The following is an 18,042-nucleotide window of genomic DNA, read 5'->3' as shown; positions in this document are numbered from 1 at the left end:
ATGGATGCAGCCACCCATGGGGTGGCTCTACCGGGGCATGATGCGTATTCGTCCATGGAATGCGTGCCTGCCGACACGATGTCACTCTCCATTTTCTGTACCGTGCTGTTCGCTGCCCTGCTGCATGCCAGCTGGAATGCGATCGTCAAACGCGGCAGCGATACGCTGCTGACCACGATCCTGGTCACCGGGTCGGCCGCGCTGATCGCGGCCCTCCTGCTGCCCTTCGTGCCCGCGCCGCTGCCACGCAGCTGGCCATGGCTGGCCGCCTCCACGGTGTTGCAGGTCCTCTATTACGTTCTGGTCGCGCGCACCTACCGGGTGACCGACATGAGCGCGTCCTACCCGCTGATGCGCGGCTGCGCACCGATCCTGGTGGCGCTGGTGGGCACCGTGTTCCTGGGGGAACGCCTGCATGCGGTGGCGTGGTGCGGCATCGCACTGATCTGTGCGGGCATCCTGGGCATGGCACGCGGCGGCGCACGCCAGCACCTGTGGCTGCCGTTGCTCAATGCCGGGGTGATCGCCACCTACACGCTGGTTGATGCATGGGGCGCGCGCCAGTCCGGCGCCGCGCTCAGCTACACGCTGTGGCTGTTTCTGTTGTCCGGGCTGCCGCTGCCGCTATGGGCGGTCTGCACGCGTGCGCCCCGGCTGTGGGCCTACGCGCGGGAAAACGCGGGCTTTGGCGTGGTCGGCGGGATCGGCACGCTGACCTCGTATGGGCTGGCGCTGTGGGCCATGACCATCGCGCCGGTGGCGATGATTTCGGCGCTGCGCGAGACCTCGATCCTGTTCGGCATCCTGATCTCCGCATTCGTCCTGCACGAGCGGGTGACGCGGATGCGCTGGATCGCGGCGGGGTTGATCGTTGCGGGCGCGGCGGTGTTGCGGGTCGCGTGAGGGTGCGCCGGGCGTGTGTGGCCCCGGTCTGGCGTTGCGTGCAGCCGACCAACGGTCGGCTCTACGACGGTTGGTAGAGCCGACCGTTGGTCGGCTGCCTTGCGCCGTTACAGCGGCGGCATGGTCTGGATGTCGTCGTCCACCAGCTCCATCGCCATCACCAGGGCATCCTCACGCCCCTCGCGGGCCGGGTAGTAGCGCGGGCGGCGGCCAATCTCGTTGAAGCCTTCGCTGTGGTACAGCGCCACCGCCGGCGTGTTGGACGGGCGTACTTCCAGGAACACGCGCTGGGCGCCATGGTCGCGTGCCAGCTGGACCAGCGCGCGGAACAGAAACCGGCCCAGGCCGCGCGACTGGGTCTGGGGATCCACACACACATTCAATACGTGGGCTTCGTCGGCCGCGATGCTGAGCACGCCGTAGCCGACCAGTACGCCGTCGTCCTCCAGCGCCAGCGCCGGGTAGCCCGCACGCAGGCAGTCCACGAAAATGCCGCGCGTCCACGGGAACGGGTAACCGCGCAGTTCGATCGGCATCAGGGTGTCGATATCGCTTTCGCGCAGCGCGCGCAACGCCAGTGGGCGGGGCGAGCTGACCGCGCTCACGGCCGGCCCCGCTTGCGCAGGGCCCGCAGTTGCGGCCACAGCGCGCGCTTGGCGGCGGCATTGCCGCGCAGGTCGTCCAGGTTCCACCCGGCCATCAACGCCTGCGTCTCCGGCTCGGCGGGATTGCAGCCGGACGCCCGCAGCAGGGCGATCTGCAGGCGGTCGGGCATGCGCACGGCCGGGCGGCGGCCGGGGCTGCGTTCGCGCGTCGCTGCCGGGGCCTCCCCGGCACTGCCGCTGCCCGCAGCGGCCGGCGCATCGATGCTGGTCGGCGCACTGCGCCGCTGCGGTGGCGCGGCCCGCGCCGGAGTATCGGCTGCCGATGCGGGCGCGGGCGGCGCCACGGCGCGCTCGGCCGGCGCGGCATGGGCGGCCACGCTCAGCGTGATCGGTGCCGGGGCGACCTCGTCGATCTGCCCGTCCACGAACACCGTGTAGCCCATCGCCTGCAGCCACGACTGCTGCGCCGGCGACCACAGCGGCGGCAGGCCGGCCTCGCTCACGCGCGGGGCTCGGCCGTCTTGCGGGCGCGCTGCCACAGCCAGTAGAACGGGCCGGACAGGGCGTACACGATGCCGACGGCAAACAGCACCCGCGGCAGGTCGATGACCATGATGGCAATGGCGATGGGCACCAGCGCCAGCGCCAGGAACGGCACGCGATCGGCGCGCGGACCACGTTCGCCGCTGCCCTTGAAGCTCCAGAAGCGGATCCGGCTGACCATCAGCAACGCCGCCACCAGGGTCACGCCCAACGACACATAGCGCAGCTGATTGCCATCCCAGCCCAGGTTGCCATCGGCGAAGGCCCACACGAAGGACATCATCAGCCCGGCGGCGGCCGGGCTGGCCAGGCCGACGAACCAGCGCTTGTCGACCACGGTGACCTGGGTGTTGAAGCGGGCCAGGCGCAGCGCGGCGCAGGCCGCATACAGGAAGGCCACCGCCCAGCCGACCCGGCCCCAGACCGGGTCATCGAATTTCAGCCACGACAGCGACCAGTGGTACATCACCAGCGCCGGGGCCATGCCGAAGCTGACCAGGTCGGCCAGCGAGTCGTACTGCACGCCGAATTCGCTGCTGGTCCCGGTCAGCCGGGCCACGCGGCCGTCCAGGCCGTCCATGACCGCCGCCACGAACACGGCGATGGCCGCATTGACGAAGTCGCCATTGGCCGCGGCGATGATCGCGTAGAAGCCGGCGAACAGGCCTGCGGTGGTGAACAGGTTGGGCAGCAGGTAGATGCTGCGGGAGCGCGGCGGGGGTTTCATCTGATCCATGCCGGCCAGTTTAGTGGGTGTGGTGGCCTTTGGGGCAGCCCGGTGCTTCCGGGGCCGGGTGACCGTTGCCGGTGCCCACCGGCCCGCCGGTCGCCGGCGGCTTGCCAGCGCCGGGCCGGGGTGCTGCAATCGGCGCCTTGCCCTGATGCCCGGAGTTGCCATGCGTGCCCTGCCCTCGCTGTGCTGCCTGCTGCTGCTCGCCAGCGCCTCGGCCCAGGCCGGTACCGTCTACAAGTGGAAGGACGCCAACGGCGTGACCCAGTATTCGGAGAAGGCCCCGACCGGCCAGAAGTACGAAGCGCGCAAGGTGGAAGGGCGCGACCCGGTCGCCCGCCCGGCCACGGCCGCCGCGGTACCGGCGCAGTCGGCCGACTGCACCACCGCGCGCAGCAACCTGACCCTGCTGGACGGCAAGGGCGCGGTCATGCAGGACACCGATGGCGACGGCAAGGCCGAAACCGCCCTCAGCGACGAGCAGCGCGGCGCGCAGCGCAACCTGGCCGAGGCGGCGATCAAGGCCTACTGCAAGCCCGGCGCCTGAGTAAGCCCCGGGGCATGGCTGCCAGGTGTGTGGCGGTCGTGATGGGCAGGGCGGCGGCCGGGCTGGCAGAATATCGGCTTCTGCCGTTCAGCGAAGCCGACGATGCGCCTCTCCCAGTTCCACCTGCACACCACCAAGGAAACCCCCAGTGACGCGGAGCTCACCAGCCACCGCTTGATGCTGCGCGCGGGCATGATCCGCAAGCTGGCCTCGGGGTTGTACACCTGGTCGCCGCTGGGCCTGCGCGTGCTGCGCAAGGTCGAGCGCATCGTGCGCGAGGAAATGGAGCGCGCCGGCGCCGTGGAATTCCAGATTCCGACCATCCAGCCCAAGGAACTGTGGGAAACCACCGGGCGCTGGGAAAAGTTCGGCCCGCAGCTGTTGAAGATCAAGGACCGCAAGGACCAGGTGTTCTGCTACAGCCCCACCGCCGAAGAGGCCGCGGCCGACTTCGCGCGCCAGGAGCTGTCCAGCTACAAGCAGCTGCCGGTCAACTTCTTCCAGATCCAGACCAAGTTCCGCGACGAGATCCGCCCGCGCTTCGGCGTGATGCGTTCGCGCGAGTTCCTGATGAAGGACGCCTACTCCTTCCACCTGCACGATGACTGCCTGGTGCGCGAGTACGAGAACATGAAGGCGGCCTACAGCCGCATCTTCACCCGCCTGGGCCTGGATTTCCGCATGGTGCAGGCCGATTCCGGCGCGATCGGCGGCGACGCCTCGCAGGAATTCCACGTGATCGCCGATTCCGGCGAAGACGCGCTGGTGTTCTCCACCGGCTCGGACTACGCGGCCAACATGGAAGCGGCCGTGGCCGCCGCCCCGGGCGCCCGCGGTGCGGCCAGCGAGGCGATGCGCAAGGTGGAAACGCCGACCCAGAAGACCTGCGAAGCGGTAGCCGAGCTGCTCGGGCTGGGCCTGGAGCGCACTGTGAAGTCGATCGCGCTGATGACCGAAGCCGGGTTCGTGCTGGCGCTGGTCCGTGGCGACCACGAGGTCAACGAGATCAAGCTGGGCAAGGTGGAGGGCCTGCAGGGTCACCGCATGGCCGGCGAAGCGGAGATCGCCGCGCACCTGGGCAGCGAGCCGGGCTTCCTGGGCCCGCTGAACCCGGTCAAGCCGATCCGCATCGTGGCCGACCGCGACGTGGCGGCGATGGCCGACTTCGTGATTGGCGCCAACGCGGCCGGTTTCCATTTTGCCGGGGTCAACTGGGGTCGCGACCTGCCCGAGCCGGACGTGGCCGACATCCGCAATGCGAAGGCCGGCGACCGCGCCAGCGACGGTGGCGAGCTGAAGATCGCGCGCGGTATCGAAGTGGGCCACGTGTTCCAGCTGGGCCGCCAGTATGCGCAGGCGCTGAAGGCCACGGTGCTGGATGAGAACGGCAAGGCGGCGGTGATGGCGATGGGCTGCTACGGCATCGGCATTTCGCGCATCGTGGCGGCGGCAATCGAGCAGAACCACGACGAGGCCGGGATTATCTGGCCGGCGGCGATGGCCCCGTGGCAGGTGGTGGTCTGCGTGATCAACCCGAAGCAGGACGAGGCGGTGGCCACCGCGGCGGCCGAGCTGCTGGCGCAGCTGCAGGCGGCCGGGCTGGACGCGGCGCTGGACGACCGGGGTCTGCGCCCGGGCCAGATGTTTGCCGATATGGAGTTGATCGGCGTGCCGCACCGGGTGGTGGTGTCCGAGCGCGGGCTGGCCGCCGGGACCTACGAGTACCGGTCGCGCAGCGCGAGCGAGGCCGAGAGCCTGGACCGCGAGACGCTGCTGGCCCGCCTGGCGGGTTGACCGAAACAGGGGATCGAAGAAAGCCGGGTGGAATATCCCGGCTTTTCTTTTGCGCCTTCCGATTGAATATCCCGGTTAACTCTGTGCAGCACCCGATGGGATATGTATGCTGTCGCCGACGCCAAGGACTGGCCCACCCCGTCCTTAAATAGATTCCGGAGTAGTTGATGAGCATTGACCTGAGTGGCCTGTCCGCCAAAGAGCTGGGCGCCCTGATCAAGAACGCGAAGAAGCAGCAGACCATCGTGGCCAAGCGCCCGGCGGTAACCAAGGTGCGCGCGCAGCTGACCAAGCTGGCGAAGGCGCACGGATATTCGATCGAAGAGGTGTTCGGCGGCGTGGCCCCGGCCCGCGGCCGTGCAGCGAAGGCCACCAAGGCCCCGGCCAAGAAGGCCGTGCGCAAGCTGGGCAAGGTTGCCCCGAAGTACCGCAACCCGGCCAACCCGAAGGAAACCTGGACCGGCCGCGGCAAGCAGCCGCGCTGGCTGGCGGCGCTGACGACCAAGGGCAAGAAGGTCGAAGAGTTCCTGATCAAGAAGTAATCGATTCTGGTGTCATCAGAAACCGAATCTCAAAACGCCGGCGAAAGCCGGCGTTTTTTATGAGTTTTCTCTCACGCTGATGGACGTTCTGCGTGCAACGCCAGACGCTAAATCAACAGCCGCAAATGCGCGTGCGAGTGCGCGCTTCCGCTGGCTGGGTCGGGTACGGGTGGGTTGGCGGGACACGCCGCAAGTACGTCCGTGTAGGCTCGTGAGCGCCTTGCTCGTTTGTGCAGTCCTGCACAAACGGCAAGACCGGGGTTGGGCGTCCTGCCCAACCCGTCCGGCGCATGCGCCGGACCCATGGCGCCCAACGGTCCCGCCAACCCACCCGTACCCGCCCTCTGACAGTGGGTCGGTACCCACCGAAAAAGCGAGAAGCGGCTGGCCGGCCGAAGCGGGCTTCCGCCTTTGCCTTTGCCTTTGCCTGGCCATGGCCACCAGCAAACTGTCGAGGGTCGGGGTGTGTGGGTTCGCGGGACCCTCCACCGCATGGATGCGGTGGCGGAGCCTTATCTGATCGGAATCTGGCAGTTTAGGTGTCGAGAGCCGGCGTGGGCCGCCGTGTGAGCCTGGATCTCGACGATCGCCGTGTAGCTTGGCGCCCACGCCGGAATCTCCCTTGATCCGCCCGAACAGTTGCTGGAGCTGTCACTCGAAGCGATAAGACTGGGCAAGCGGGGGAGCTCTCGACCCTTCCAGACTATACGGAGTCGGGCGATGAACGGGATCGGGATTGATGTAAGCAAGCGCCGGCTGGATGTTGGAACCTCCGACGGCCAAACCCTGCAGGTCAGCAATGACCCCTCCGGTTTCGCTGAATTGGACCTCTGGCTGAGGCAGCGCCCGAGTAACCAGATCGTGCTGGAGGCCACCGGTGGCTACGAACAGCCTGTGCTGGATTTTCTGCACAAGGCCGGTCATCCGGTGGTTCGGGCCAATGCCTTGCGGGCGCGGAAGCTTGCTCAGGGGCTGGGCCAGAGGGCCAAGACCGACCGCTTGGATGCCTATGCATTGGCACAGATGGCCACGCTGGTGAAGCTGCCGGCCTATCAGCCGTTGGAGCCTTGGCAGCAGAAACTGCGGGAGTTTGTGCGGGCACGTCGACAGATGATCCAGGCCTTGGCCGTCGCGCGACAGCAGCAGGAAATGGTGGGTGATCGTGAACTGCGCCGGCTTTTGCAGGCCAACATCACCCACCTGAAGACACTGGTCAAACGCCTGGGAAAGCAGATTGCCGAGCAGCTCGCTCAACAGCCCCAGCTCACGGTTCTGAAGTCGATGAAGGGCGTGGGGCCGGTGGTACAGGCGGTGCTGGCCAGCTACCTGCCTGAGCTGGGCCATATCAGTGGAAAGGCCATCGCCAGCCTGGTGGGCGTGGCGCCGATGTCCCACGACAGCGGGACGATGCGTGGAAAACGAAGCATCCACGGCGGTCGAGCCGAGATCCGTCAGGTGCTTTACATGGCCGGCATGTCAGCCCTGCAGCACGAACCGCGCATACGGGACTTTTACCGGTCGCTACGGGCCCGCGGCAAGGAGGCCAAAGTAGCCATCGTGGCGGTAATGCGAAAGATGCTGGTGATCCTCAACGCCCGCGTGCGCGACGCTCAAAGCGGACCGATCCCCGCCTGAAGCGCGCCCGGGCACATCTCCAACGGCTGCCGGCCAGCGGCCGGCACTACCGTGCCCGTCTGCTGGAGGGGCCGAAGCCTCCTCCAGCAACACAGTTGCTACACGGACGTACTTGCGGCGTGTCCCGCGCACCCACACAGCCCGGCCCAGCACGCTGCAGGAGGACCAAAGGCCTTGGACTTGGACTTGGACTTGGACCTGGATTTGGATCTTGACCCAAACGGTCAGAGATTCTTCCGCGCCGGCACCAGCAAGTTGCCAAACAGCAGCCCGGCCACCAGCGCCATCACCACATTGAGCACCGTCATCAGCACCGTCTGGCCCGCGCTCATGTCCTGCTGCTGCACCAGCGTCAGCACCCCGCGCAGACTCGTACTGCCCGGCACCAGCATGATGATCCCCGGCAACCGGATGATCGCGCCCGGCCGCTGCACCCACCGACCGAACAGATTGCCCGCCGCCGTCATCACCATCGCCGACATGAAAATACCCGCCGGCAACCCCCATGCCTGCCCGGCGAATTTCGAAATCGCATAACCAGCCACAGAGGCCGCCATCACCCACGGATAATCGCGCCGATTGGCCTTGAACAACATCGCGAACGCAAACGCCGCCACCAGCAGCGCGCTCCATTCCACCCAGTCAGCCTGCGGCCGCGATGCCCGCACCTGTGGGTCCAGCCCGATGATCCCCGACAGCGTCACCGCGATCACCGCGCCTACCGTCAGTTTCAGAATCGTCGTGATCGCACCGGCAAACCGCGCCGTCCCCGAAACCCAGTGCTGACTCGCCAGCTCGTTCACCGCATTGGTCAACGACATCCCGGGCAGCATCACCACCAGCGACGCGATGATCACCGTATTGAGATTCAACGGCCCCAGGAACGACGCCACCAGCGCCGCCACCGTACCGGCCAGCAGCGCCGCCAACGCCTCGCTTGCCTCCCGGCTGGCCGGCCGGCGGTCGGTGTACAGCGTCATCAGCCCGATCAACAACCCGATCATCCCCGCCGTCGCGATATCCAGCCACGGCAGCTTCCACAAACCGGCCACGCCCGCCGCACCCAGGCTGTAGGACAGGATCATCCGGATTTTGCCGCGCCGGCCCGGATCCTTGTCCAACTGCCGCAGCGCCGTGTGACCCTGCGCGATGCTCATCGTGCCGTTGGCCACCGCATCGGTGATCTGGTCGGCGATGCTCAGTTTATGCAGGTCGTTCTCGCCCGGCGCCAGCCGGATCACCCGCGTGATGTCCGACGAACCGATCGCCTTGGTCGGATCGCTGAAACTCAGGATCAGCCCGGTCGGGTTCGACCACGGCTCGCAATCCAGGTCCAGCCGCTGCGCCAGCGCGACCACTGCCGCCTCCAGCCGCTGCGCCGTGGTGCCATAGCTGTGCAGGCGCCCGGCCATTTCCGATACGAATGCCACGCGCTGCGCGTAGGTGGCCTGGGGGGTAACGATGGTGGCGGTATCGGCGGACATGTTTCGTAGTATTACCCGAAGCCTGCCCGGCTGAACATTCATGTTGCCTGCCACACACTTGCCGTCTACACGGACAAGGTATGCTGCGCGGCAGGACGCCCATGACGCACACACACGCCCCCCATCTCGAACAGGATGCGCAGGACCCCGGCCTGGTCCGGTTGTCCGGCCACTGGACCCTGCATACCGCGCTGGCCGCGGCCGAAGTGCTGCGCGGCATTCCCGACACGCTCACCGGCATCGACGCCAGCGGCATCACCGTGCTCGACTCGGCCGGCGTGCTGCAGGTCCTGCGCGTGGCGCGGCGTGCCGACCTGGGCGAAGACGCCCTGGCCTTCCGCGAAGAACACCGCGCTTTGGTGTGCACCATCGAAGAAGTGGCCGACGACCGCCCCCGGCCCAAGCGAGATTTCGGCGTCCTGGCCGCGCTCGAACGCCTGGGCGTCAGCGTGCACGGCATGGGCCACAACATCGTGGCCCTGGCCAGCTTCCTCGGCGAGAACCTGGTCAAGGGCGCGCGCCTGGTCAAGGAACCGCGCCGTTTCCGGCTCACCGCCACCGTGGCCCAGATGGAACAGGTCGGGCTCGATGCCGTACCGCTGGTGGCCCTGCTGTCCTATCTCGTGGGCGCGGTGATCGCCTTCCTCGGCTCGACCATCCTGCGCGACTTCGGCGCGGAGATTTACGTGGTCGAGCTGGTCAGCATCGCCTTCCTGCGCGAATTCGCCGTGCTGCTCACCGCCATCGTGCTGGCCGGCCGCACCGCCAGTGCCTTCACCGCGCAGATCGGCGCGATGAAGGCGCGCGAAGAAATCGATGCGATGAAAACCCTCGGCCTGGACCCGATCGACCTGCTGGTGCTGCCGCGGCTGGTCGCACTGCTGATCACCCTGCCGCTGCTGACCTTCATCGCGATGATGGCCGGCCTCGCCGGTGGCGTCACCGTGGGCGCGTTCGATCTCGGCATTCCGCCGCAGATGTATATCGCGCGCATGTACGAGACCATGGAAGTGCGCAACATGCTGGTGGGCCTGTCCAAGGCCCCGGTGTTCGCGCTGGTGATCGGCCTGATCGGCTGCCTGGAAGGCCTCAAGGTGGAAGGCACCGCGCAGTCGGTCGGTGAGCGCACCACCTCCAGCGTGGTGCAGGCCATTTCGCTGGTGATCATCCTCGACGCGTTCGCCGCGCTGTGGTTCATGAAGATGGGCTGGTAACCGGATGACCCTCGACACCGCCCCTGCCGCCGACCATAGCGCGCCCGCCAGCGCCGATCCCGACCTGGTGATCCGCGTGCGTGGGCTGGTCAATCGCTTCGGTGCGCAGCTGGTGCACGACGGCGTCGACCTGGACGTGCGTCGCGGTGAAATCCTGGGCGTGGTGGGCGGCTCGGGTACCGGCAAGTCGGTGCTGATGCGCAGCATCCTCGGCCTGCGCGAGCCCGACGATGGCCAGATCGAAGTACTGGGCGTGGATGCGCGCTCCAGCGACCCGGCCAGCCGCCTGCACATCGAACGCAATACCGGCGTGCTGTTCCAGGACGGTGCGCTGTTCTCGTCGCTGACCGTGGGCGAGAACGTGCAGGTGCCGCTGAAGGAACACCACCGCGAACTGCCCGAGCGCTGGCACTACGAACTGGCCCTGCTCAAGGTGAAGCTGGCCGGGCTGCCGGCCGATGCGATCAACAAGCTGCCCTCGCAGTTGTCCGGCGGCATGCGCAAGCGCGCCGGCCTGGCCCGTGCGCTGGCGCTGGATCCGCCGCTGCTGTTCCTGGACGAACCCACCGCCGGGCTGGACCCGATCGGCGCGGCCGCCTTCGACCGGCTCATCAAGACCCTGCAGGAAGCGCTGGGCCTGACCGTCTTCCTGATCACACACGATCTGGACACGCTGTATGCCATCTGTGACCGGGTGGCGGTGCTGGCCGACAAGAAGGTCATCGCCAACGCACCGCTGCACGAGATCGAACAGCTGGACCACCCGTGGATCCAGGAGTATTTCCACGGACCACGCGCCCGCGCGGCGCGAAGCGCAAAGAACGAGATCGAGTAAGCCATGGAAACCAAAGCCAATTACGTCCTGATCGGCGCCTTCACCCTGGTGGTGGGACTGGCGCTGCTGGCCTTCGGCCTGTGGGCAGCCAAGTACTCCTCCGACCGCACCTGGACCGAGTACCGGGTGGTCTTCCGCGAAGCCGTCACCGGCCTGACGGTGGGCAGCCCGGTGCAGTACAACGGCATCGCGGTCGGCTCGATCACCGAGCTGAACCTGGTGCCGGACGACCCGCGCCAGGTGGTGGCCCGCATCCGCCTGAACTCCAACACCCCGATCAAGACCGACACCCGCGCCAAGCTGGCCATCACCAGCCTGACCGGCCCGTCGATCATCCAGCTCAGCGGTGGCACCCCGCAGGCCGCTGCGCTGACCGCGGTCAACAAGGACCCGGCGCCGATCATTCCGACCACGCCCTCGGCGCTGCAGAACATCACCGACGTGGCCAACCGCATCGTCGAGCGCATGGACCAGGTGCTGAGCGACCGCAACGTAGCCAGCATCAACGCCACCCTGGCCAACCTGGAAACCATCAGCGGGGGCCTGGCCGACCGCGACCAGGGCACCCAGGCGCTGCTGCTCAGCGCGCGCGACGCCGCGCGCAGCCTGGATGTCACCCTCAAGAGCACCAACGGCACCATCCAGCGCCTGGACAAGAACCTGGTGCAGCAGTTGCCGCCGATCCTGGACAAGCTGGAAACCACCCTGAGCAAGCTGGATTCGGCCGCCGGCAATGCCGATTCGATCCTCGGCGAGAACCGTGCGGCGATCAACAGCTTCGCCAACGATGGCCTGGCCCAGCTTGGCCCGACCCTGACCGAGCTGCGCGGGCTGATCCGCGACCTGCGCCGGGTCAGCGACCGCCTCGACAACAACCCGGCACGCTATCTGCTGGGCCGTGACGCGCCCAAGGAGTTCGAACCCAAATGAGCCGCCCGACTCTCACCCGGATCCTGTTGCCGGCGGCGATGCTCGCCCTGCTGGGCGGCTGCTCGCTGCTGGGCAGCAACGAACGCAGCGCAGTCACCATCTATTCCCCGGTCGTGCGCATCCAGGCCGACCCCAGCTGGCCCAAGGTCGACTGGCAGCTGGTGCTGGTCAAGCCCAGCGCCGCACGCGTGGTCGACAGCCCGCGCATCAACGTGCGCCCCTCCCCCTCCGAGCTGGAGGTGTACAAGGGCGTGAGCTGGGCGCAGCCGGCCACCGACATGCTGGATGATGCCCTGGTGCGCGGCTTCGAGGATTCCGGCCGCATCCAAGGGGTGGCCCGCGCCACCACCGGCATCCGCGCCGACTACAAGCTGGCCCTGGATGTGCGCCGCTTCGAAGCCGACTACCGCGGCCAGGCCACGCCCACCGCGCTGATCGAAGTGAACGCCAAGCTGATCCACGTGGTGGACCAGCGCGTGGTCGCCGACCGCACCTTCCGCCAGGAGCAGCCGGTGCCCAGCACTGCCACTGCCGATGTCGCCCGCGCGTTCGAGCAGGGCCTGCAGGCCACGACGTCCGAGGTGGTGGGCTGGACGCTGGTGCGCGGCCAGGCCGATTACCAGCAGGCGCAGGTCACGCCGACCCGGCTGCGTCAATCCAGCGGAAAGTAAGATTGATGCGCTCGGCCAGCGGCCGGGTGCTTTTCGGCAGTGCGTGCTGGTAATGGCGCTGGGTGGCGCCGCCCATCAGCAGCAGGTCGCCATGGCCGAGCACCACTTCGGCCTTCTTCGCATGGTCGTCGCGACGACGCAGCGCGAAGCGGCGTTCGGCGCCCAGGCTCAGTGAGGCGATCAGCGGCGCCGGACCCAGCTCGGGTTCGTTGTCGCTGTGCCAGCCCATGCCGTCGTCACCGTCGCGGTAGCGATTGAGCAGCACGCTGTTGAAGGACGCCCCGCAGAACGCTGTCAGTCGCTCGCGCAACGGCAGCAGCGCCGGGTCCCACGGTGCGGGGATGAAGTCGGTGCCCGAATAGCGGTAACGCGCCGCCGGGTCGCCCATCCAGCAGCTCAGCCGCGGCGAGTCCACCTGGCGGCCGAACATGCGGATGCGGTGCACCTCCCACGGCACCTGCTCGCGCAGCGTGCGCTGCAGGGCATCGGCGTCGGCAGCCGCCAGCCAGTGGCGGTGCCAGCGTACGTCGGCGTCGCGCAGATGCAGGTCCATGCGGTCCTCGTGGGTGGCCGGAGCGCCCGCTTGCACGGGCACCCCGGCACGCCGGGTCAGGCCTGGCCGAAGGCCACGCCGGTCTTTTCCTTCAGCTCGTCGATGCCCACGCCCGGTGCGGCTTCAACCAGCACCAGGCCGGTGTCGGTCACGTCGAACACGGCCAGGTCGGTGATGATGCGGTCGACCACGCCCACGCCGGTCAGCGGCAGCGTGCACTCGGGCAGGATCTTGTGCTCGCCGTTCTTGGCGGTGTGCTCCATCAGCACCACCACGCGCTGCACGCCGGCCACCAGGTCCATCGCCCCGCCCATGCCCTTGACCATCTTGCCCGGCACCATCCAGTTGGCGAGATCGCCGCTGGCGGTCACCTGCATCGCGCCCAGGATGGCCAGGTTGATGTGGCCACCGCGGATCATCGCGAAGCTGTCGTGGCTGCCGAAATAGCTGGCACCGGCGCGCGCGGTAACGGTCTGCTTGCCGGCATTGATCAGGTCGGCATCGACCTCGGCATCGGTCGGGAACGGGCCGATCCCGAGCAGGCCATTCTCCGACTGCAGCCACACATCCACGCCCTCGGGAATGTGGTTGGCCACCAGGGTCGGCAGGCCGATGCCCAGGTTGACGTAGGCGCCATCGGTGAGCTCACGCGCTGCGCGCGCGGCCATTTCATCGCGGGTCCAAGCCATCTCAGTTGCCCTCCGCGCGGACGGTGCGCTGTTCGATACGCTTTTCAGGCGTGGGGTTGTGCACGATGCGGTGTACGTAGATGCCCGGCAGGTGCACCTGGTCGGGGTCGATGCTGCCCAACGGCACCACTTCTTCAACCTCGACGATGCAGACCTTGCCGGCCATCGCGCAGGCCGGGTTGAAGTTGCGCGCGGTCTTGCGGAACACCAGGTTGCCGGCCTCGTCGGCCTTCCACGCCTTGACCAGGGCCACGTCGGCGCGCAGCGCGGTTTCCAGCACGAAGTGCTTGCCGTCGAATTCGCGGGTTTCCTTGCCTTCGGCCACCACCGTGCCGTAGCCGGTGGCGGTGAAGAAGGCCGGGATGCCGGCACCGCCGGCGCGCAGGCGCTCGGCCAGGGTGCCCTGCGGGTTGAACTCCAGCTCCAGCTCACCGGCCAGGAACTGCCGTTCGAATTCCTTGTTCTCGCCCACGTAGGACGAAATCATCTTCTGGATCTGGCGGGTTTCCAGCAGCTGGCCCAGGCCGAAGCCATCCACGCCGGCATTGTTGGAAATCACGGTCAGGCCCTTGACCGCGCTGTCGCGCAGCGCGGCGATCAGCGCCTCGGGGATGCCGCACAGGCCGAAACCGCCCACCGCCAGCGTCTGGCCGTCGGCAACCACGCCCTGCAGCGCCTCGGCGGCGCTGGCGTAGCGCTTGCTGCGCCGGCCGGCCGTATCTGGGGACTTGCTCATCTACGCCCTCACCTCGTTGATGTAAGCGCGCATTGTAGCGGGTGGGCCTACCATTCCCCTGCCGCGCCGCGGCACGTTCAGTGACCGCGAACGGCGTCCATCACGCTGGCCAGACCGTCCTGCCAGGCAGGCAGCTGCAACCCGGCGTCGGACTGCAGCCGGCGCACGTCCAGGCACGAGTACGCAGGCCGGCGGGCGGCGGTTGGATACTCGGCCGTGGTGATCGCCTCTACCCGCGGTGCACGCGGCAGGATGCCCCGCGCCACGGCCTCGGCAAAAATGGCCTCGGCGAACCCGTGCCAACTGGTGGCACCTGTCGCGGTCAGGTGGTACGTCCCCGACAGCGTAAGACGCTGCTGCAGGATGTGCGCGCTGACATCGGCAATGAGCGTGGCCGGCGTGGGCGTGCCGATCTGATCGGCCACCACGCGCAGCACATCGCGCTCGGCGCCAACGCGCAGCATCGTGCGCAGGAAGTTGGCACCGTGCGCGGCATACACCCATGCCGTTCGGAAGATCAGGTGGCGGCCACCGGCCGCGCGGATCGCCTGCTCGCCGGCAAGCTTGCTGGTGCCGTAGACGCCCAGCGGCGCGGTGGGATCGTCTTCGCGGTACGGGCGCGTGGCGGTGCCGTCGAACACGTAGTCGGTGGAATAGTGCAGCAGCGGCACGCCGGCTGCCGCGCACCAGCGGGCGATCACGCCGGGCGCCTCGGCGTTCGCACGCCAGGCCGCATCAGGATCCGCTTCCGCGCGGTCCACTGCGGTATACGCCGCGGCGTTGACCACCACGTCCGGCGCGATCCGGTCCAGCAAAGCAGGCAACGATGCTGGATCGTCGAAGTCGGCTACCTCGCAGGGGCTGCCATCGGGCAATGCACCGCTGCGGGTGGTCGCCACCAGCGTGCCCAGCGGCGCCAGTGTCCGCAGCAACGCCTGGCCAACCTGGCCATTGCCACCGAACAGCAGCACGTTCACGGCAGGTAGACCGGCAGCCGCTCGGCGGGGATGTCCTGCAGGAACGGCGCCTGCTCATCCTTGGATGAAAGCGTCGGCGCACTGATCGGCCAGTCCACCGCGATGTCGGCATCGTTCCAGCGCACGCTGGCGTCGGCTTCCTTGACGTACACATCGGTGCACAGGTAATTGAACAGCGCGTCGTCGGACAGGACCGCGAATCCGTGCGCGAAACCCGGGGGAATCCACAGCTGGCGGCGGTTTTCCCCGCTCAGGATGAATGCCTCCCATCGACCGAACGTGGGCGACCCACGGCGGATGTCCACGGCGACGTCATACACCTCGCCCTGCAGAACCGTCACCAGTTTTCCCTGTGGCCGCGGCCACTGGTAATGCAGGCCGCGCAGCACGCCCTTGCTGGACGAGGACACGTTGCTCTGCACGAAGCTGCTGGGCAGGCCCTGCGCCGCGTAGTGCTCGGCGTTCCAGGTTTCGAAGAAGAACCCACGGGCATCGCCGAACACCACCGGTTCAAGCAGGACCAGGCCCGGCAGCGAAGTCTGGATCACCTTCACGGCACAACACCGCGCTGCACCAGCTTGTGCAGGTACTGGCCGTAACCGTTCTTGATCAGCGGCGCAGCGAGTGCCTCAAGCTGCGCGGCATCGATCCAGCCCCGACCGAAGGCGATTTCCTCCGGACAGCACACCTGCAGGCCCTGGCGCGTCTGGATGGTTTCGATGAAATTGGAGGCTTCCAGCAGCGACTGGTGGGTGCCGGTATCCAGCCATGCGTACCCGCGCCCCAGGGCTTCCAGATGCAGGCTGCCCTCACGCAGGTAGCGCTGGTTGAGGTCGGTGATTTCCAGCTCGCCGCGGGGCGACGGCTTCAGTTCGGCGGCGTAATCGCTGGCATGGCCATCGTAGAAATACAGGCCGGTCACCGCATAGTTGGAGCGCGGTTGCGCAGGCTTCTCGACGAGATCGATGACCTTGCCGGCCGCATCGAACTCGGCCACGCCGTAGCGCTCGGGATCGTTCACCCAGTAGCCGAACACGGTGGCCCCCGACGCGCGCTCGTCCGCGCTGCGCAGCAGCTGGCTCAGCCCATGGCCGTGGAAGATGTTGTCGCCCAGCACCAGGCAGCTCGGCTTGCCGTCGACGAAGTCGCGGCCGATCAGGTAGGCCTGCGCCAGCCCATCCGGGCTCGGCTGCACGGCGTACTGGATGTTCATGCCCCACTGCGAACCATCGCCCAGCAGCGCCTGGAACAGCGCCTGCTCGTGCGGCGTGTTGATGATCAGTACATCGCGGATGCCCGCCAGCATCAGCACGCTGAGCGGGTAGTAGATCATCGGCTTGTCGTACACCGGCAGCAGCTGCTTGCTGACGCCTTTGGTGATCGGGTACAGGCGCGTGCCCGAGCCGCCCGCCAGGATGATGCCCTTGCGTTGAGTCATGCGGTGTTCCTCAGTCTGTGGGGCAGTGCCACTCAAGCGGCGGTGCCGATGCGCTGCAGGCGGTAGCTGCCGTCAAGCACGCCGTTCACCCAGGCCTGGTTGTCCAGGTACCAGTCGACGGTGAAGGCAATGCCCTGGTCGAAGGTGTACGTCGGCTCCCAGCCCAGCTGGTTCTTCAACTTGCTGGCGTCGATCGCATAGCGGCGGTCATGCCCCGGGCGGTCGGCCACGTGGGTGATCTGGCTGCTGCGCGGCTGGCCATCCTCACGCGGGCGGCGGGCATCGAGCAGCGCGCAGATTGCATGCACCACTTCGATGTTTTCCTTCTCCGCGTTGCCGCCGACGTTGTAGGTCTCGCCGACCAGGCCCTTGGCCAGCACCGTGCGGATCGCCTCGCAGTGGTCGGACACGAACAGCCAGTCGCGCACCTGCTTGCCATCGCCGTACACCGGCAGCGGCTCGCCGGCCAGCGCCTTGGCGATCACCAGCGGGATCAGCTTTTCGGGGAAGTGGTACGGACCGTAGTTGTTGGAGCAGTTGGTGGTCAGCACCGGCAAGCCGTAGGTGTGGTGGAACGCACGCACCAGGTGGTCCGAGGCGGCCTTGGATGCCGAGTACGGCGAGTTGGGCGCGAACGGGGTGGTTTCGGTGAACTTGCCGGTCTCGCCCAGCGTGCCGTACACCTCGTCGGTGGACACGTGCAGGAAGCGGAACGCGGCGCTCTTGTCGGCCGGCAGCGCCTTCCAGTAGTCGCGCACCGCTTCCAGCAGGGCCAGGGTGCCGACCACGTTGGTCTGGATGAACGCGCCAGGACCGTCGATGGAACGGTCGACATGGCTTTCGGCAGCAAAGTTCAGCACCGCATCGGGCTGGTGTTCGGCCAGCAGGCGCGCCACCAGCGAATGGTCACCGATGTCGCCGTGCACGAACACGTGGTCCGGGTTGCCCTCCAGCGGGGCCAGGGTCTTCAGGTTGCCCGCGTAGGTCAGCGCATCCAGGTTGATCACCCGCACGCCCTTGGCGACGGCTTCGAGGACAAAGTTACCGCCAATGAATCCGGCACCGCCGGTGACAAGCCATGTGGGCACTACCTGTTCTCCTGTTCGATATTGGTCTGGGCGTCGCATTCACGAACCTCTGACACAGCGGAACAGGATACATCGCGCCTGTCTTCACGACTGCCTGCCGCAGGTGAACGCGGCGGTGCCACCCGCGC

At 67.5% G+C, this 18,042-nt stretch carries 19 protein-coding genes and 1 pseudogene; 9 read left to right on the top strand and 11 right to left on the bottom strand.

Annotation, left to right across the window (positions count from 1 at the left end):
- The first annotated feature begins 78 nt into the window (after positions 1–78).
- Positions 79–903 carry an EamA family transporter gene (locus ACZ0AE_RS02720; RefSeq protein ID WP_463600336.1) on the top strand — a complete coding sequence of 275 codons (825 nt, stop codon included), beginning with the start codon at positions 79–81 and terminating at the stop codon, positions 901–903.
- 107 nt (positions 904–1,010) lie between these two features.
- Here the strand turns inward: ACZ0AE_RS02720 and rimI are convergent, their stop codons facing one another.
- From rimI to pssA, 3 genes are read right to left on the bottom strand one after another with little or no spacing between them, the layout of a single operon-like run.
- Positions 1,011–1,508, bottom strand: a complete 498-nt coding sequence (gene rimI / locus ACZ0AE_RS02715) for a ribosomal protein S18-alanine N-acetyltransferase (RefSeq protein WP_038690590.1) — start codon at positions 1,506–1,508, stop codon at positions 1,011–1,013.
- Positions 1,505–2,011: a hypothetical protein gene (locus ACZ0AE_RS02710; RefSeq protein WP_463600335.1), complete on the bottom strand. Its 507-nt coding sequence runs from the start codon at positions 2,009–2,011 to the stop codon at positions 1,505–1,507. Before ACZ0AE_RS02710 ends, rimI begins: the two co-directional genes overlap by 4 nt.
- Positions 2,008–2,787 carry a CDP-diacylglycerol--serine O-phosphatidyltransferase gene (pssA, locus tag ACZ0AE_RS02705; protein ID WP_038690594.1) on the bottom strand — a complete coding sequence of 260 codons (780 nt, stop codon included), beginning with the start codon at positions 2,785–2,787 and terminating at the stop codon, positions 2,008–2,010. Before pssA ends, ACZ0AE_RS02710 begins: the two co-directional genes overlap by 4 nt.
- A gap of 160 nt (positions 2,788–2,947) precedes the next feature.
- Here pssA and ACZ0AE_RS02700 point away from each other — a divergent pair, with 160 nt between their 5' ends.
- The 4 genes and pseudogenes from ACZ0AE_RS02700 (at position 2,948) to ACZ0AE_RS02685 (ending at position 7,299) form a co-directional block, all read left to right on the top strand.
- The gene (locus tag ACZ0AE_RS02700) at positions 2,948–3,328 is read left to right on the top strand and encodes a DUF4124 domain-containing protein (RefSeq protein WP_038690596.1); all 381 of its coding nucleotides are present in this window, start codon (positions 2,948–2,950) and stop codon (positions 3,326–3,328) included.
- Between the two features lie 102 nt (positions 3,329–3,430).
- Entirely contained in the window at positions 3,431–5,122 is a 1,692-nt protein-coding gene (locus ACZ0AE_RS02695) for a proline--tRNA ligase (protein WP_463600334.1), read from the top strand.
- 167 nt (positions 5,123–5,289) lie between these two features.
- A pseudogene (locus ACZ0AE_RS02690) lies at positions 5,290–5,661 on the top strand (H-NS histone family protein); the annotation flags it as partial.
- A gap of 723 nt (positions 5,662–6,384) precedes the next feature.
- Positions 6,385–7,299 carry an IS110 family RNA-guided transposase gene (locus ACZ0AE_RS02685; RefSeq protein WP_463600333.1) on the top strand — a complete coding sequence of 305 codons (915 nt, stop codon included), beginning with the start codon at positions 6,385–6,387 and terminating at the stop codon, positions 7,297–7,299.
- Positions 7,300–7,523: 224 nt separating this feature from the next.
- Here ACZ0AE_RS02685 and ACZ0AE_RS02680 read toward each other — a convergent pair whose 3' ends face one another.
- Positions 7,524–8,783 carry a threonine/serine exporter family protein gene (locus ACZ0AE_RS02680; RefSeq protein WP_038690601.1) on the bottom strand — a complete coding sequence of 420 codons (1,260 nt, stop codon included), beginning with the start codon at positions 8,781–8,783 and terminating at the stop codon, positions 7,524–7,526.
- Between the two features lie 101 nt (positions 8,784–8,884).
- On the opposite strand from ACZ0AE_RS02680, the gene ACZ0AE_RS02675 reads away from it, so the two are divergent.
- Genes ACZ0AE_RS02675 through ACZ0AE_RS02660 form a run of 4 tightly spaced genes read left to right on the top strand, consistent with a single transcriptional unit; the run spans position 8,885 to position 12,433 of the window.
- Positions 8,885–9,997, top strand: a complete 1,113-nt coding sequence (locus ACZ0AE_RS02675; RefSeq protein WP_428712664.1) for an ABC transporter permease — start codon at positions 8,885–8,887, stop codon at positions 9,995–9,997.
- 4 nt (positions 9,998–10,001) lie between these two features.
- Positions 10,002–10,832 carry an ABC transporter ATP-binding protein gene (locus ACZ0AE_RS02670; protein WP_038690605.1) on the top strand — a complete coding sequence of 277 codons (831 nt, stop codon included), beginning with the start codon at positions 10,002–10,004 and terminating at the stop codon, positions 10,830–10,832.
- 3 nt (positions 10,833–10,835) lie between these two features.
- Positions 10,836–11,762 (top strand): MlaD family protein, encoded by a 927-nt coding sequence (locus tag ACZ0AE_RS02665; protein ID WP_038690607.1) that lies wholly within the window; start codon positions 10,836–10,838, stop codon positions 11,760–11,762.
- Positions 11,759–12,433 carry an ABC-type transport auxiliary lipoprotein family protein gene (locus tag ACZ0AE_RS02660; protein WP_463600332.1) on the top strand — a complete coding sequence of 225 codons (675 nt, stop codon included), beginning with the start codon at positions 11,759–11,761 and terminating at the stop codon, positions 12,431–12,433. Before ACZ0AE_RS02665 ends, ACZ0AE_RS02660 begins: the two co-directional genes overlap by 4 nt.
- On the opposite strand, the gene ACZ0AE_RS02655 is transcribed toward ACZ0AE_RS02660, so the two are convergent.
- The 7 genes from ACZ0AE_RS02655 to rfbB all read right to left on the bottom strand — a co-directional run bounded on the left by ACZ0AE_RS02655 (position 12,396) and on the right by rfbB (position 17,914).
- A complete protein-coding gene (locus tag ACZ0AE_RS02655; protein WP_463600331.1) occupies positions 12,396–12,986 on the bottom strand; it encodes an alpha-ketoglutarate-dependent dioxygenase AlkB family protein in 591 nt (196 codons plus the stop codon). The genes ACZ0AE_RS02660 and ACZ0AE_RS02655 overlap by 38 nt on opposite strands.
- Before the next feature lie 56 nt (positions 12,987–13,042).
- On the bottom strand, positions 13,043–13,675 hold the full coding sequence (locus ACZ0AE_RS02650) for a CoA transferase subunit B (protein WP_313246192.1): 633 nt from the start codon (positions 13,673–13,675) through the stop codon (positions 13,043–13,045).
- Between the two features lies 1 nt (position 13,676).
- Positions 13,677–14,411, bottom strand: coding sequence for a CoA transferase subunit A (locus ACZ0AE_RS02645; protein ID WP_038690614.1), 735 nt, complete (start codon positions 14,409–14,411; stop codon positions 13,677–13,679).
- Positions 14,412–14,488: 77 nt separating this feature from the next.
- The gene (gene rfbD, locus ACZ0AE_RS02640; protein ID WP_463600330.1) at positions 14,489–15,388 is read right to left on the bottom strand and encodes a dTDP-4-dehydrorhamnose reductase; all 900 of its coding nucleotides are present in this window, start codon (positions 15,386–15,388) and stop codon (positions 14,489–14,491) included.
- Positions 15,385–15,942 carry a dTDP-4-dehydrorhamnose 3,5-epimerase gene (rfbC, locus tag ACZ0AE_RS02635; RefSeq protein WP_463600329.1) on the bottom strand — a complete coding sequence of 186 codons (558 nt, stop codon included), beginning with the start codon at positions 15,940–15,942 and terminating at the stop codon, positions 15,385–15,387. Before rfbC ends, rfbD begins: the two co-directional genes overlap by 4 nt.
- A complete protein-coding gene (gene rfbA, locus ACZ0AE_RS02630; RefSeq protein ID WP_159495671.1) occupies positions 15,939–16,826 on the bottom strand; it encodes a glucose-1-phosphate thymidylyltransferase RfbA in 888 nt (295 codons plus the stop codon). Before rfbA ends, rfbC begins: the two co-directional genes overlap by 4 nt.
- Before the next feature lie 32 nt (positions 16,827–16,858).
- Complete coding sequence (gene rfbB, locus ACZ0AE_RS02625; RefSeq protein ID WP_463600328.1) at positions 16,859–17,914, bottom strand: dTDP-glucose 4,6-dehydratase; 1,056 nt, start codon at positions 17,912–17,914, stop codon at positions 16,859–16,861.
- Between the last annotated feature and the right edge of the window lie 128 nt (positions 17,915–18,042).

This window comes from Stenotrophomonas sp. AC248, assembly GCF_979258185.1.
The sequence above is the reverse complement of the archived record's forward strand: the minus strand, read 5'-3'. Positions and strand labels throughout refer to the sequence as shown.

What these genes read in the sequence shown, in the direction of transcription:
- ACZ0AE_RS02720 (WP_463600336.1), top strand. Translation starts at nt 79, where the DNA reads ATGTCACTCTCCATTTTCTGTACCGTGCTGTTCGCTGCCCTGCTGCAT.
- pssA (WP_038690594.1), bottom strand. Translation starts at nt 2,787, where the DNA reads ATGGATCAGATGAAACCCCCGCCGCGCTCCCGCAGCATCTACCTGCTG.
- ACZ0AE_RS02700 (WP_038690596.1), top strand. Translation starts at nt 2,948, where the DNA reads ATGCGTGCCCTGCCCTCGCTGTGCTGCCTGCTGCTGCTCGCCAGCGCC.
- ACZ0AE_RS02695 (WP_463600334.1), top strand. Translation starts at nt 3,431, where the DNA reads ATGCGCCTCTCCCAGTTCCACCTGCACACCACCAAGGAAACCCCCAGT.
- ACZ0AE_RS02685 (WP_463600333.1), top strand. Translation starts at nt 6,385, where the DNA reads ATGAACGGGATCGGGATTGATGTAAGCAAGCGCCGGCTGGATGTTGGA.
- ACZ0AE_RS02680 (WP_038690601.1), bottom strand. Translation starts at nt 8,783, where the DNA reads ATGTCCGCCGATACCGCCACCATCGTTACCCCCCAGGCCACCTACGCG.
- ACZ0AE_RS02675 (WP_428712664.1), top strand. Translation starts at nt 8,885, where the DNA reads ATGACGCACACACACGCCCCCCATCTCGAACAGGATGCGCAGGACCCC.
- ACZ0AE_RS02670 (WP_038690605.1), top strand. Translation starts at nt 10,002, where the DNA reads ATGACCCTCGACACCGCCCCTGCCGCCGACCATAGCGCGCCCGCCAGC.
- ACZ0AE_RS02665 (WP_038690607.1), top strand. Translation starts at nt 10,836, where the DNA reads ATGGAAACCAAAGCCAATTACGTCCTGATCGGCGCCTTCACCCTGGTG.
- ACZ0AE_RS02660 (WP_463600332.1), top strand. Translation starts at nt 11,759, where the DNA reads ATGAGCCGCCCGACTCTCACCCGGATCCTGTTGCCGGCGGCGATGCTC.
- ACZ0AE_RS02655 (WP_463600331.1), bottom strand. Translation starts at nt 12,986, where the DNA reads ATGGACCTGCATCTGCGCGACGCCGACGTACGCTGGCACCGCCACTGG.
- ACZ0AE_RS02650 (WP_313246192.1), bottom strand. Translation starts at nt 13,675, where the DNA reads ATGGCTTGGACCCGCGATGAAATGGCCGCGCGCGCAGCGCGTGAGCTC.
- ACZ0AE_RS02645 (WP_038690614.1), bottom strand. Translation starts at nt 14,411, where the DNA reads ATGAGCAAGTCCCCAGATACGGCCGGCCGGCGCAGCAAGCGCTACGCC.
- rfbA (WP_159495671.1), bottom strand. Translation starts at nt 16,826, where the DNA reads ATGACTCAACGCAAGGGCATCATCCTGGCGGGCGGCTCGGGCACGCGC.